The organism is Planotetraspora sp. A-T 1434 (assembly GCF_025420585.1).
Taxonomy (GTDB): Bacteria; Actinomycetota; Actinomycetes; order Streptosporangiales; family Streptosporangiaceae; genus JAOEGB01.
Genome location: NZ_JAOEGB010000024.1, coordinates 55,269 through 68,937, shown reverse-complemented (window position 1 = coordinate 68,937; position 13,669 = coordinate 55,269). Strand labels below are relative to the sequence as shown.

Below are 13,669 nucleotides of genomic sequence, written 5' to 3'. Positions count from 1 at the left end.
GGTCCCGGTCAGAACCGGAGGACGGCTCCGACGCCGTCGGGCGAGTCGATCTCGGAGACGAACCAGATCTCGCCGTCCGTCCGGGCGACCGCGCGGGCGAGGGCCGCGTCGGCCCGCTCCTCGACCGGCTGCTCGACACCCCAGTCGAGGAGCTCGGCTCTGTCGGTGGACAGCTGTGCCGCCTCCGGGCCGACCCACATCGTGGCGGTCGACGAGGGATCGTCCTTCAGCAGCACCGTGCGGACCCGCGTGTCCCGCAGGGCCCTGGCCGTCTCCTGGAGGCCCGTCGCCGACGGACCCGCCGCGTAGGCGTCGAGCAACTCGGCCCGGCGCCGGTCTGCCCACGCGCGGAGGGCCCGGTCCACCTCCGCCTGGAACGGCTGGGGCGCGGCCCCCGGAGCGCGGCTGCCGTGCTCGGCGACCGTCACCCGCTTCGCGCTGTCCTTGCTGAGATACTCCATGACGAGCCCCCGCGCCTTGGGGTCGCCCGCGAGGACGATGACCTCGGCGCCCAGGCCGTGCGCCTCCTTGTCGACGACCTCGGCGGTCGCGGCCGCGTTGCGCCGCCAGGTCTCCTCGACGTCACGCTCGAAGCGATACTGGGCCCAGCCGCCCTCGCCGGTCTTCTGGATGGGCCAGTCCGCGGCCTCGACGACCAGCTCGCGCTTCGGACCCTCCGCGACGATGATCACATCGGCCCCGGCGTGGTCGGCAAGCACCTGGATGTGCGGCACCCGCTCCCCGCGCTGCGCCAGCAGCGGCACCACGTGGGGGAGCGGTGACCACCGCGCGGTCTCCCGGCGCGGAGACGAGGTCAGGGGCTCGGTGAGCACCACCTCCCGGCCTTCGGCGAACACCGCCCTGCCGGGCGTGGCCTCGGCGGGGTCGAGGACCAGCTCCCCGATGGGGTCGAGGACGCCGGACGGGGCTCCGGCCTGGGCGAGCCGCTGTCTGAGCCGGGCCCAGCGCCGCTGGATGACGTTGGACGCCCCTTCCTTGGAGCGGTCGGTGTCGAGGTAGACCGAGGCGAACGGCCCTGCGCGCCGGTAAATCGGCCGGATGAAGTCGAGTCTCACCGGTCGCCTCCTTTCACCAGCGCCGGCGTTCCACCCCAAGACCGAGGGCCTCGGCGACCTCGCCGACGTTGTGGAACTTTAGATCGGGCAGTTGCCGCACCGCCTCGAGGACGGCGTCGGGAGCGTTCTTGCTCTCTGCGTGGGCCAGAAGACCGTCGGGACCGGCCGGATAGCGGGCGTCGCTCAGCCATTTCGCGAGGTTGCTGCGGCGTTCGACGTCGGCCGGCGTGATGCCGATGGGGGTGCCGGGCTCGCGGCCGGGCGGCCGCCGCCTCGGCGACAGGTCGTCCTCTGGCTGCTGCGCGGGCTCGGGCTCCTTCCACTCCTGCGCGTGGGTCGTCCCTGCGCCGCGCACCAGCCCTGCGGTCTCGTGCTTCTGCTCCTCGTCGAGGCGGGGGCCGTGCTTGGCACTGCCGCGTTGGATACTCATGACCTCACCTCCCGATTAGGGTCATGAGGTGGCTCGTACCCGGCCCCCTTGCTCCAAACATCGGCGTGGGCCGGTTTCGGGCCGCACCCGAGTCTGTCTCGGGCGAAAAGATCCACATATTTACTGGAGTGACGCTGTGTTCGACGAGCGGCTGACGATCAACACCGAGCGGCTGGTGCTCCGGCCGTTCGGCCCGGGGGACGCGGGTCAGGTGCGCGCGATCATCGCCGAAGGCGCTCACTCGACCGCCCTGCCACCGGGAGCTCCCGGCCACCCGCTGGGGATCGCGCAGTGGCTCTCCCAGGGTGTGCACGAGTTGTGGCGCTCCGGCCAGGGCGTCCACCTCGCCATGGAGGCCGGGGGCGCCGTCGTGGGCGCGATCAGCCTGTTCAAGACGCAGTGGGGCGCCGGCACGTCCGAGGTCGGGTACGGCGTGCATCCGGCCCACCGCAGACGCGGCTACGCGACGGAGGCCGTCCGCGGGCTCGCCGGGCGGCTTCTCGGGGAGGGCGTGTTACGCCGGATCGAGCTGCGGGCCAACGCGGACAATGTGGCGTCCGTCCGCGTCGCGGAGAAGGCCGGCTTCACCAGGGAGGGCCTGCTCCGGGGCGCCGGGTTCGAGGACGACGGCCCGCACGACCTGGTGGTCTTCGGCATGCTGCGCGGCGACAGCCGTACCGGGATGGAGCACGGGCTGGAGAGCGACCGCCTGATCCTGCGGCGGTTCGTCAAGCGGGACGCGTTCGACCTGCTGGCGGCCGTCAGGGACGACGCGGAGATCGCCCGCTGGATGCCCTGGGCGCACGGGTACACGCTGGAGCGCGCGATCGACTGGTGCACCCGGATCGCCCACGCTGGAGGCTCGGTCCTGGGCAATTTCGCGATCGAGCCGCGCGAGGGCGGCCGGCTGGCGGGGGCGATAGGCGTGCAGCGCGAGGATCACGAGCGTGGGGACGTCGAGGTGGGGTACTGGATCTCGCCGTGGGCCCGTCGCCAGGGGTACGCCGTGGAGGCCACGCGGACCGTCACCGCGCATCTGTTCAAGGTGGGGTTCCACCGCGTCCATCTGCTCGTGGCGACCGGGAACCACACCAGCCAGGCGGTGGCGCGGCGGGCCGGGTTCATCGAGGAGGGCATCCTGAGGCAGGCCCTTCCGGTGCCCGGCGGACGGGCCGACGCCGTACTGTTCAGCGTGCTCAACGGGGAAATCTCATGACAAAAGGTAAAGAATTGCCCTACCGCCTGGGCGATCGGTCAAGCGCGGCCCATGATTGGCCCCTGGGGGTTGTCCGGCGAAACCGGATCACGTATCCGCAGGTCAAGGCATGGGAGATCAGCTAGATGAAACCGCCGCTGCTGCTCATCGGACATGGCACCCACGATGAGACCGGCGTGGCCGAGTTCGGCAGGTTCGTTCACCGTCTCCGCTGCCGCCTCGACGGCCTCCCCGCTGAGGTCAGCGGGGGCTTCATCACGAACGCGCGCCCGGCGCTCGGCGACTCCATCGCCTCCCTCGTCGCCCGCGGGCACCACCACCTGATCGCCGTGCCGCTGAGCCTCACCGGCGACCGGCAGGCGCTCGGCGACGTGCCCGGCACGATGGCGCTGGAGCAGGAGCGCCACCCCACGCTCGAATACGACCTCGGCCGGCCCCTCGGTCCCGACCCGCGCGTGCTCCGGCTGCTCGCGGAACGGCTCGCCGACGCGCGCGCGGAGATGCCGAGGCTCGTGACGGACGAGCCCCAAGAGCTCATCGGCCCGGCCGAGACCGCCGTGGTCCTGGTCGGTCACGGCTCGGCCGATCCCGCCGTGAACGCCGAGGTCCACCGGGTCTCCAGGCTGTTCTGGGAGACCCACGCCGGCGAGCTGCTCACCGTGGAGACGGCCTATGTCTCCCACAGCCGCCCGGGCGTCCCCGGCGGGCTGGAGCGCTGCCGCCGGCTCGGCGCCAAGCGCGTGATCGTCCTTCCCTATGTCCTGTTCGCCGGGGCTGTCCTGGAGCGGATCTGGGCGCAGGCGCTGGCCTACGCGGCCAACCACGAGGGCCTGGACGTCCGGTGCGCGGAGGTCATCGGCGACTGCGAGGGCCTGGCCGACGTCGTCATCGACCGGTACGAGGAGGCGCTGGCCGGCGCCGGGGAGCCGCCCGCTCGCCACGGCTACCACAACGTCCTCGCCATCCAGCCCCCTCCCCGGCCCGAGCCCCGCCTCGCGCTGTCCCCGGCTCCGGCCCTCCCCGCGGACCGTCCCACGGATTTCGACCCGGACATCGACCCGGACATCGACATGGAGCTGGACATGGAGCTGGATGGGGAGCTCGACGCCAAGTTGGACGCCGAGTTGGACGCCGAGTTGGACGCCGAACTCGACGTGGAGTTGGAGGCCGAGCTTGACGCGGGCCTGAATGCCGGGCTGGATGGGGGCTTCGACGCCGGAATTGACGCCGGGCCAGGGGTGCCCAGCGCCGTCTGAAGGAGTGGCCCATGACGCTGCTTGACGAGACCATCGCGGCCATCGGCCCCGTGGACGCGGTCGCGATGGCCGAGGCACGGGCCCACCAGGACCGGCTCACCAAGCCGCGCGGCGCGCTCGGCGTGCTCGAAGACGTGGCGGTACGGCTGGCCGGGGTCGCGGGCGTCTGCCCGCCGCCGCTGCCGGCGCCCGCCGCGCTTGCGATCTTCGCCGCCGACCATGGAGTGCACGCCCAGGGGGTCACCCCGTGGCCGCAGGAGGTCACCGCGCAGATGGTGGCCAACTTCGCCGCCGGGGGAGCCGTCGCCAACGCGTTCGCCACCCAGGTCGGCGCCTCGGTGACCGTCGTCGACGTCGGCGTGGCCGCCGACGTGCCCGCCGCCCCCGGCCTGATCTCCCGCAAGGTCGCGTACGGCACGGCCGACCTGTCCCAGGGGCCCGCGATGACGCCGGAGCAGGCGGTCGAGGCCCTCCGCGCCGGCATCGAGGTGGCCCGAGACCTGATCGGACGAGGCGACCGCTGTCTGATCACCGGCGACATGGGCATCGCCAACACCACGGCATCAGCGGCCCTGATCTGCGCCTTCACCGGCCACGACCCCGCCGCGGCCACCGGGCGCGGCACCGGCATCGACGACGACATGCACCAGCACAAGATCGAGATCGTCCGCCAGGCGCTCCGGACCAACGCGATTCCGGAGGCGGGAGCCGTACAGGATGGGCCGGAGGCCGCCCTCCGGGCGCTCGCGGCGGTCGGCGGGTTCGAGCACGCCGCGATCGCCGGGTTCGTCCTCGGCGCGGCGGCGGCGCGGGTCCCCGTCATCCTCGACGGCGTGATCGCCGGATCGGCGGCTCTGGCGGCCGCCGCGCTCGCTCCCGACGCGGTCGGCTACTGCGTCGCGGGGCACCGGTCAGCCGAGCCCGGCCACGCGCTGGCGCTGTCCCACCTTGGCCTGCGCCCGCTCGTCGACCTGGAGCTCCGCCTCGGCGAGGGCACCGGCGGCCTGCTCGCCCACCCCCTGGTCAGCGCGGCGGCGCGGGTCATGCACGAGGTCGCGACCTTCGACGCCGCGGGCGTGGCGGACAAGGAGTCCTGACCCTCGGCCTCGCCGAAACCCTCAGGTCGAGGCCGATAAGTCTCGTCTGGTGGGTGCCATCACAGGTCAACAGGTAGGTTTGCCTCCTAACAGAGCACGCTTGACGCATTAGGGAGACTGGGGTCATGGCGCCCTACCTGCTCGGCCTCCGCCTCCACGGGAGACGGGTCCTCGTCGTCGGCGGCGGACGCGTCGCCCAGCGGCGGGTCCCCGCGCTGCTCGACGCCGGAGCGTCGGTCACTCTGGTCTCTCCCAGCGTCACCCCGGCGCTCGACGATCTGATCGCCGACGGCAGGGTGACATGGGAGCGGCGGCCCTACCAGGTCGGTGACTGCGACGGCGCCTGGCTGGTCCACGCCTGCACCAGCAACCGCGAGGTGAACACGGCAATCGCCGCCGAGGCCGACGCCAAGCGGATCTGGTGCGTGCGGGCCGATGACAAGGACGCCTCGGCGGCCTGGACGCCCGCGAGCGGCCGGGTCGACGAGATCAGCGTCGCCGTCACCGCCGGGGGCGACCCCCGCAGGGCCGCCGGGATCCGCGACGCCGTCGTCGGCGCGCTGCGCGACGGCACCGTGGATGCCCGCCGCCACCGCACCAAGCCGGTCGGTGTCGCGCTGGTCGGCGGCGGCCCGGGGGATCCCGGCCTCATCACCGTCCGGGGGCGCCAGCTGCTGGCCCAAGCCGACGTGGTCGTGGCCGACCGCCTCGCGCCTCGTGCCCTGCTAGACGAGCTGCCCGCCGACGTCGAGCTGATCGACGCCGCGAAGATCCCTTACGGCCGCGCGCTCGCCCAGGATAAGATCAACGAGCTGCTCATCGAGCACGCCCGGCAGGGCAAGTTCGTGGTGCGGCTGAAGGGGGGCGACCCCTTCGTCTTCGGCCGTGGTGGCGAGGAGATGATCGCGTGCGCGCGGGCGGGCATCCCGGTGACCGTGGTCCCGGGCATCACCAGCGCGGTCGCCGTCCCCGCGGCCGCCGGTGTTCCGGTCACCCATCGTGGAGTGAGCCAGGAGTTCCATGTGATCTCGGTACACGTGGCGCCCGGGGATCCCAGATCCACGGTCGACTGGCGTGGGCTGGCGAGATCACAGGGGACCCTGATATTCCTGATGGGCGTCGAGCGGGTGGCGGAGATCGCCGAAACCCTGCTTCGCGACGGACGTTCCCCAGAAACGCCCGTAATGGTGGTACAGGACGGTACTCTTCCGACCCAGCGGGCTGTCGCCGCCACGCTGTCCACGGTGGCCGAACGGATGACCGCGGCCGGGGTACGGCCCCCGGCGATCGTGATCGTCGGTGAGGTCGTCAGAGTCGGCCAGGAGATCGAAATGGTGCGAGCGGAGCGGGTCCCGTGAAATCGGCTGCCAGGAAGACTCCCGTCCCCAAGCCCGCCAAGCCGTCCGGCGACGCCGCAACCGAGGAGCCGGCCATCGACGAGCACCCGGAGACGCCGGAGGAGCAGACGATCGCGTTCCGTCCCATTCGCGACGACGATCCCGCACCTCAGCCCGCGTCCGAGTTCACCGCGTCCACCGCGTCCACCGCGTCCACCGCGGAGAACGCCGCGGAAGCCACTGCCGGAAATGCCGCCGGGACCGCTCAGCAGCCGTCCAAGGGCAAGACGGCGCGGTCTTCAGCCTCAAACGTGATCGGCGACGAGTCGTCTCAGCAGTCTCAGGCGTTCGACCCGTTCCGGCCGTTCCAGCCACCGGCGCCCGCCGCCCCGGCCGGCCGTGGTCCCCGGAAAGGCGGATCCTCGGCTCCGGCCACCTCCGGGGAGCCGGAGGGCGAAGAGCCGTCCGAGCGGTTCGACCCGTTCCAGCCGCCGGCTCACGCCGCCTCGGCCGGGAGGGGTTCCCGGAAGGGCGGATCCCTAGGTTCGGGCGCGTCTGAGGCCGCGAGCCCGGCCGAGGACGCGGACCTGTCCGACGACACGGGGCCGTCCGAGCAGTTCGCGGCTTTCGACCCGTTCCAGCCCTTCCAGTCGCCGACCCAGGCTGCTCCGCGCGCCCGTGGTGCCCGCAAGCGCGGGTCCTTCGCTCATGTCTCCGGCGAGCCGGCGAACGCGGAGCTGGAGCCGGAGCCGGTGAACGTCGAAGCGGCGATCGTTGAGGCGGCGGATCCCAAGGTGGCGGGCGGGCCCGACGGCGAAGAGTCATCAGAGGAGTTCACCCCGTTCGATCCGTTCCAGCGACCCGTCCTGAACCGCCCGGACGGCGGTGAGCACGCCGACCGTGACCCCGTGGGCGACGTGGCACCGGATGACAGCGCGGATGACAGCGCGGATGACAGCGCGGATGACAGCGCGGCCGGCAATGCGGCCGATGCCGGGTCGCCCGCCGAGCGCCCGGCCGTACAGGCCGAGGCGTCGGACGCCGTGGCTGTGGCTGTGGCTGTGCCTGGGGCGGATGCGGACGACGACGCCGAGGCCGGCTCCTTCGACGAAGGCGACGGTGAGCCGGGAGACGCCGGACTCGCAGAGACAGAGGAAGACGCGGACTCCGCCCGGGAGCCCGGGGACGGCGAACTGGCCGGGGAGCCGGGTGAGGCCGAGGGCGCCGGGGACGGCGAGGCGGGTGACTCCGCGGCCTCTTCGGACGAGACGGGCACCCATGACGGGCCGCCGGCGGGTGAGCGGGTCCAGGAGGTGCCGCTGCCCGAGCCGGTCTCCGGGGCGCTGACGGGCGTGCTCCGCCAGCTCCGGGTGGCGGTCGAGGGCCTGCACTTCGGGCTTGACGTGCCGGGCGCCGATGAGGCCCGCAAGGCGCAGAACGCCGTCCTGGCCCAGCTCGACGACTACGTGATCCCGCGCGTCCGGATGAGCACGGCCCCGGCGCTGATCGTCGTGGCCGGTTCCACCGGCGCGGGCAAGTCGACCCTGGTCAACACGCTGGCCGCGCAGAACGTCACGGCGACGGGCGTGCGCCGCCCGACCACCGCGACCCCCGTGCTCGCCTGTCACCCCGACGACTACGAGTGGTTCTCCAAGGGCGACCTGCTGGGCGGCCTCACCAGGGTCGAGCAGGCCGGGAAGGACACCGGGCCGGACAGCGTCGTGCTCGTCGAGACCCAGCGGCTGCCCCAGGGCGTCGCGCTGCTCGACACGCCGGACATCGACTCCGTCGTCGAGGAGCACCACGAGATCGCCTATCGGCTGCTGGACGCGGCCGACCTGTGGGTGTTCGTCACGACCGCCGCCCGCTACGCCGACGCGCCGTCGTGGGGGCTGCTGCGCCGCGCCAAGGAGCGCGGAGCGCGCCTGGTGATCGTGCTGTCCCGGGTGCCCGCGAAGTCCCGCGACGTCATCGTGAAGCACTTCGGCCGCATGCTCGACGAGTACGGCATGGGCGACGTCGAGCGTTTCGTCATCAACGAGACGGCCGTGCGTGAGGGACGGCTCAGCGACACCGAGGTCACCGAGCTGCGGATGTGGTTGACCGAGCTCTCCGTCGACGATCAGCGGCGCTCGGCCGCCGTGCAGGCCACGCTGAACGGCGTGCTGAACAGCTTCAAGATCCGGCTCCCCGCGCTGGCCAGGCATCTGGAGACCCAGGTGGCTCTCCGGGCCGACCTGCGCTCCGACGTGGACGCCGCCTACATGGGCGCGCTCGCCGAGATCGACGAGGCGACCAGGAACGGCTCGCTGCTCAGGGGCGAGGTGCTGGCCCGCTGGCAGGACTTCGCCGGTTCCGGCGACCTCATGCGCACGCTTCAGCTTCGCCGCGGCGGCAAGGCCCAGCACCAGGGCCCCGAGCGGCTGCGCGCCCTCAGGTCGGCCCTCCGTACGGCGCTGGAATCCGTGATCACCTCGGCGGCCCAGCGTGCGGCGGAGGAGGTCGTGACCCGGTGGCGAGCGCGCGCGGGCGCCGGTGACCGCCTCGCCGCGACTCCCGGTCTCGGCCGCCCGTCAGACGAGATCGTCCGGCGGACCGCCCGGACCATCACCGCCTGGCAGGACCATGTGACCGAGCTGATCAGGACCGAGGGCGTGACCAAGCGGTCGGTCGCCAGGCTCGTCTCGTTCGACGTGGAATCGCTGTCCCTGATCTTCACGGTCGGCCTGCTCGGCTACGGGACCACGGACGTTTCGGTGGGCTCGGGCAACAGCGCGCTGCCCCAGCGGTTGTTACGGGGTCTGCTCGGCGCGGAGTCCCTGCGCAGCATCAGCGCCAAGGCGCGCAGCGACCTTCGGGCGCGGATCGGCCTGCTGTTCGACGAGGAGACGCTCCGCTACGTGGACGCACTGGACAGCGCCGGGATCCCGGACGAGGCCGCCGCCACCCGGCTGTACCAGGCAACGTACAACCTCGAGGTCGCGCGATGAGCACTGTCAGCACCGCCGAGACGCAGCACGGGCTGGGCTCCCGGCTCGCCGCTCTCGCCAGGATCGTGAACGTCGGCCAGAGCCGGGCCGACCCCGAGCTGCTCACCGAGGCCGCTCAGCTGCTGCTGCGAGCGGGTGACCGGCTCAAGCTCTCCCCGGATCACACCGTCGTGGCTTTGGCGGGTGGCACCGGCAGCGGGAAGTCGTCGCTGTTCAACTCCATCTCGGGGCTGGAGCTGTCCCCGATCGGGGTGCGCCGCCCGACCACCGCGCGCACCCACGCCTGCGTGTGGGGGCTGGAGGGCGCCGCTCCGCTGCTCGACTGGCTGCAGATCCAGTGGCGGCACCGTTTCGCCCGCGCGAGCGCGCTGGACAAGGGCGAGAGCCAGCTCCACGGGCTCATCCTGCTCGACCTGCCCGACCACGACTCGATCCGGGCGCTGACGGACCCCGAGGCCAACCGGCTGATCCAGGTCTCCGACCTGATCGTGTGGGTGCTCGACCCGCAGAAGTACGCCGACGCCTCCGTGCACCGGCGCTATGTGACCGATCTGGCCGGGCACGACGCGGTGACGGTCTTCGTGCTCAACCAGGCCGACCGGCTCAGCCCGGAGGAGCAGGCCGAGTGCGTGGCCGACCTGGAAGACCTGCTGAAGCGGGAAGGGGTCGCCCATCCCCGGGTGGTCGCCACGTCCGCGACCACGGGCAAGGGCGTCGACGGCCTCAAGGCCGTGCTCGCCGAGTCCGTCTCCGCGGGCCGGGCCGCCTCCCTGCGCCTGGAAGCCGACCTCGACCGGCTCATGCTGCGTCTGGCGGAGGACATGCCGGAGGTTCTGCAGGTGGACTCGGCGGTGGACGGCGCCCGCCGGGCGGGGCTCACCGACGCCCTGTGCGACGCGGTGGGCGTGTCGGCCCTCGGCGAGGCCATGGAGAACGTCTACGGCGTGCGTTCCGTCGACTGGGTCGGCTGGCCGTACGCCCGGTGGGCCGCGAAGCTGCGGCCCGACCCACTGAGCAGCCTGCGTCTCGGCGCGGTGAAGGACGAGATCCGCAACCTCGTGGGAAGCGCGGTGAGCGCCCAGCCGGCCGAGGTGGACAACGCCGTGCAGGCTCTGGCCGACGGACTCACGGGGAGCATGCCGGAGGTCTGGCAGAGCGGCGTGCGCGAGGCGGCGCGGTCGCGGTCGGCGGATCTGCCCAAGGCGCTGTCCGACGAGCTCGCCAAGGTCGCTCCACCTCTTGACCGGGTGCCGGGCTGGTGGTGGCTGCTGAAGGTCTGGCAGTACCTCCTCGTCGCGATGTTCGTGGCCGGGCTCGCCTGGGTGGGCTCGATCCTGGCCTACGGCGTCTTCAGGGCCGGCAAGCCTCCGGCGGAGATCCTCGGCGACGTCGCCGCCCTTCCGTGGCTGGGGCTGATGATGGTCAGCGTCCTCGGCCTGGGCCTGCTGTCGGCGGTGGCCAGCCGGAACTTCGTCGTGCTGGGCGCGGGCAACGAGCGGGACCGCCTGGAGCGGGACATGCGGCGTCGTGTGGGCACCGTCGCCCAGGAGATGGTCGTGGAGCCCGTGGAGCGGGAGTTGCAGCGCTACAACGAGTTCTTCGGCGCGATGGTCACGGCGAGGCGTTAGCCGCGATCATCCACAGGGATCCGGCCGTCCACAGAAAGCGGTTCGGTGGCCTGCGGCCCGGCGGTCCCGGGCCACTGTGTCCTCCGAGTCCGGCGAATGCCCGGGCCTGGGAGGCACTTCATGAGCGACATCTATGTCACGCTGAGCGGGAACGTCACCGACGACCCCCGGCAGTACCAGTTCAAGGACGGCTCCCGCGTCACATCGATGCGGATGGCCGTCAACCGGCGGGTCCTCGACCAGCAGACCAACACATGGCAGACGAGGGACACGACCTACTACACGGTCCGCTGCTACCGGGGCCTGGCCGACAACGTGCACCAGTCGGTGAGCAAGGGCCAGCCGGTCGTCGTGTACGGCAGGCTGCGGATCAAACAGTTCGAGCGCGACGGCGAGCAGCGGTTCTGGGCCGAGATCGAGGCAAACTCCGTGGGTCACGACCTGAAGTGGGGCATCGCCACGTTCGAGAAGCCGCTCCGGTCCTACTCGGGCGCCGGGCCGAGCGACGACGAGCGGCAGGGCATGGAGAACACCACGCGGGAGTGGGAGCTGGCGACCACCGGGATGCCGAGAGCCGTGGGAAGCGGCCTGCGGGCCATCGAAGGCGGTGGGGACGGCGGTGGGGACGGCCTCGCGGATCCCTTCGGGGAAACCCGCACGACCGTGAACGCGGAAACCGGCGCGGAAACCGGCGCGGAAACCGGGGCGGAAACCGGGGCGGAAACCGGGGCGGAAACCGGGGCGGGAAGCGATGCCTATGAGGACGAGGAGACGGACGACGCTCCCTGGCCCACGGGAGCCATGGCCGCCTGAGGCGAGGACCTGAGGGCCGGGGTAGGGGGGCCGAGCCAGGGACGGGATGCGGGGCCGGGGATGCCGGGGGCGGTGATGCTGGGGGCGGTGATGCTGGGGGCGGTGATGCTGGGGGCGGTGATGCGGTGGAGGGGCATCGGCCGTGCGTGGCCGGTGTCCCACCTCAGGGGGCTTCCGGGGGATCGGCCGATGGCGACTTCCGTGTCACAGCAAGAGCACCACTGTCAGGTCCAGGTGACGCCCCGCACCATGGCTGCTCCTTTCCCAACGGCCCGCTCGTGACGAGCGGAACCCCGCCTCGATGTGTCTCCGGCCAAATCGCCGCAGACGCATCCTCAGGCCATCAGATACAGATAGCCACCGTGCCAAGCTAGCGGTTGCCATCGCGTATCGCACACTCCGCAACTATTGTGTTACACATCGTGAGACGCTGTTTTGATTCGGTTGGGGGACGGGATGACGGCGCCCAGTCAGATCACGGCCACGCCGCGAGGGACGGTCCGCTCGCGCGGGCGATGGCCCCTGCTGGCGCAGCCGCGCGCCCTGGTGGTCTACCTGTGCGGGATCGTAGCCCTTGATCTCGTCGCGATCGGGGTCGTCGCCGCATGGACCGACATCCGCGCCGGCGACGTCGCGACGTTCGCCGCGCTGACCGCCTGCGGCGCCGTCTGCATCGAGGCGACGCGCCGTCTCGGCATGCCGGCGGGTGTGTCCCGCGACCTGCTGTCGGCCTGGTGGCTCCCGGCGGCGCTCCTGCTGCCGCCCCTCTATGCCCTGCTGGCCCCCATTCCGCTGCAGATCCTGCTCCAGGTCCGGGTCCGGGCGACGGTCGTCCATCGGAGGGTGTTCAGCGCGGCCGCGATCGGGCTGGCGGCGTGCGCGGCGTCCGTGGCCTTCCACAAGTCGGTCGGGGATCCGGCGGTGCTCGCCGGTGGCGGCGGCGGGCCGATCGTCGTCGCGGCGGCATGCGCGGTGCTGTTCACCGTGCTCAACACGGCCCTGATCGCCGTCGCGGCGCACACCGCCGACCCGGAAGGCCGGTGGGGCGAGGTCCTGTGGGATCGCGAGCGCGTCCTGCTCGACACGGTGGAGCTCTGCCTGGGCGTGGTCGTCGCCGTGGTCTGCGGGCTCAACCTGGCGCTGCTGCTCCTCGTGCTGCCGCCCGTCGTGCTGCTCCAGCGCAGCCTTCTGCATGCGCAACTCCAGGCCGCCGCCCGCACGGATCCGAAGACCGGCCTGCTCAACGCGGCGGCCTGGCACCGGGAGGCCGACACGGAGATCGCGCGCGCCCAGCGGACGGGCGAGACGCTCGCGCTGATCATCATCGACATCGACCACTTCAAGAAGGTCAACGACACCTACGGACATCTCGCCGGCGACCAGGTCCTCATCCAGGTCGCGGCCACGCTGCGCAGCCAACTCCGCGAGTACGACGTGGTCGGCCGGTTCGGGGGCGAGGAGTTCGTCGTGCTGCTGCCGGGCGCCGACGTCACCGAGGCGCGGCGGGTGGCCGAACGGCTTCGCACGAGGGTCGGCCGCATGGCCGTCGCCGCCGACAACGCGATGGTGACGGTGACCGTCTCCGCCGGGGTAGCGATCATGAACATCCACGGCGCCGACCTGATCGAGCTGCTCGCCGCCGCGGACCTGGCCCTCTACCGGGCCAAGGAACTGGGCCGGGACCGGATCTGCCTGCCGGCGGCGCCGATCACGCCCGGGCAGCCCCCGATCTCGCCGGGGCGGCGCCCGTTCTCACCCGGTCAGACGCCGGTTCCGCCGAGACAGCGCGGAGCGGACGGCGCTACTGGCTCGATCCCCTAGTCTTA

Annotated in this window: 10 protein-coding genes; 8 read left to right on the top strand and 2 right to left on the bottom strand. The window is 72.1% G+C overall.

Features of this window, described 5'->3' with window-relative positions:
• Nucleotides 1-8 precede the first annotated feature (8 nt).
• Both N5079_RS26965 and N5079_RS26960 read right to left on the bottom strand, forming a co-directional pair.
• On the bottom strand, nt 9-1,076 hold the full coding sequence (locus N5079_RS26965; protein ID WP_261586929.1) for a Vms1/Ankzf1 family peptidyl-tRNA hydrolase: 1,068 nt from the start codon (nt 1,074-1,076) through the stop codon (nt 9-11).
• Nucleotides 1,077-1,089: 13 nt separating this feature from the next.
• The gene (locus N5079_RS26960) at nt 1,090-1,506 is read right to left on the bottom strand and encodes a DUF2795 domain-containing protein (protein ID WP_261586928.1); all 417 of its coding nucleotides are present in this window, start codon (nt 1,504-1,506) and stop codon (nt 1,090-1,092) included.
• 136 nt (nt 1,507-1,642) lie between these two features.
• On the opposite strand from N5079_RS26960, the gene N5079_RS26955 reads away from it, so the two are divergent.
• The 8 genes from N5079_RS26955 to N5079_RS26920 all read left to right on the top strand — a co-directional run bounded on the left by N5079_RS26955 (nt 1,643) and on the right by N5079_RS26920 (nt 13,664).
• Nucleotides 1,643-2,722, top strand: coding sequence for a GNAT family N-acetyltransferase (locus N5079_RS26955; protein WP_261586927.1), 1,080 nt, complete (start codon nt 1,643-1,645; stop codon nt 2,720-2,722).
• Between the two features lie 125 nt (nt 2,723-2,847).
• Nucleotides 2,848-3,978: a sirohydrochlorin chelatase gene (locus N5079_RS26950; RefSeq protein ID WP_261586926.1), complete on the top strand. Its 1,131-nt coding sequence runs from the start codon at nt 2,848-2,850 to the stop codon at nt 3,976-3,978.
• Between the two features lie 11 nt (nt 3,979-3,989).
• On the top strand, nt 3,990-5,075 hold the full coding sequence (cobT, locus tag N5079_RS26945; RefSeq protein ID WP_261586925.1) for a nicotinate-nucleotide--dimethylbenzimidazole phosphoribosyltransferase: 1,086 nt from the start codon (nt 3,990-3,992) through the stop codon (nt 5,073-5,075).
• 125 nt (nt 5,076-5,200) lie between these two features.
• Nucleotides 5,201-6,433 (top strand): uroporphyrinogen-III C-methyltransferase, encoded by a 1,233-nt coding sequence (cobA, locus tag N5079_RS26940; protein ID WP_261586924.1) that lies wholly within the window; start codon nt 5,201-5,203, stop codon nt 6,431-6,433.
• Nucleotides 6,430-9,402, top strand: a complete 2,973-nt coding sequence (locus N5079_RS26935; protein ID WP_261586923.1) for a dynamin family protein — start codon at nt 6,430-6,432, stop codon at nt 9,400-9,402. The genes cobA and N5079_RS26935 overlap by 4 nt, the downstream gene beginning before the upstream one ends.
• A complete protein-coding gene (locus tag N5079_RS26930) occupies nt 9,399-11,030 on the top strand; it encodes a GTPase family protein (RefSeq protein ID WP_261586922.1) in 1,632 nt (543 codons plus the stop codon). The genes N5079_RS26935 and N5079_RS26930 overlap by 4 nt, the downstream gene beginning before the upstream one ends.
• 120 nt (nt 11,031-11,150) lie before the next feature.
• Entirely contained in the window at nt 11,151-11,843 is a 693-nt protein-coding gene (locus N5079_RS26925; RefSeq protein WP_261586921.1) for a single-stranded DNA-binding protein, read from the top strand.
• A gap of 456 nt (nt 11,844-12,299) precedes the next feature.
• On the top strand, nt 12,300-13,664 hold the full coding sequence (locus N5079_RS26920; protein WP_261586920.1) for a GGDEF domain-containing protein: 1,365 nt from the start codon (nt 12,300-12,302) through the stop codon (nt 13,662-13,664).
• Nucleotides 13,665-13,669 lie beyond the last annotated feature (5 nt).

What these genes read in the sequence shown, in the direction of transcription:
- N5079_RS26930 (WP_261586922.1), top strand. Translation starts at nt 9,399, where the DNA reads ATGAGCACTGTCAGCACCGCCGAGACGCAGCACGGGCTGGGCTCCCGG.
- N5079_RS26925 (WP_261586921.1), top strand. Translation starts at nt 11,151, where the DNA reads ATGAGCGACATCTATGTCACGCTGAGCGGGAACGTCACCGACGACCCC.
- N5079_RS26950 (WP_261586926.1), top strand. Translation starts at nt 2,848, where the DNA reads ATGAAACCGCCGCTGCTGCTCATCGGACATGGCACCCACGATGAGACC.
- N5079_RS26920 (WP_261586920.1), top strand. Translation starts at nt 12,300, where the DNA reads ATGACGGCGCCCAGTCAGATCACGGCCACGCCGCGAGGGACGGTCCGC.
- cobA (WP_261586924.1), top strand. Translation starts at nt 5,201, where the DNA reads ATGGCGCCCTACCTGCTCGGCCTCCGCCTCCACGGGAGACGGGTCCTC.
- cobT (WP_261586925.1), top strand. Translation starts at nt 3,990, where the DNA reads ATGACGCTGCTTGACGAGACCATCGCGGCCATCGGCCCCGTGGACGCG.
- N5079_RS26960 (WP_261586928.1), bottom strand. Translation starts at nt 1,506, where the DNA reads ATGAGTATCCAACGCGGCAGTGCCAAGCACGGCCCCCGCCTCGACGAG.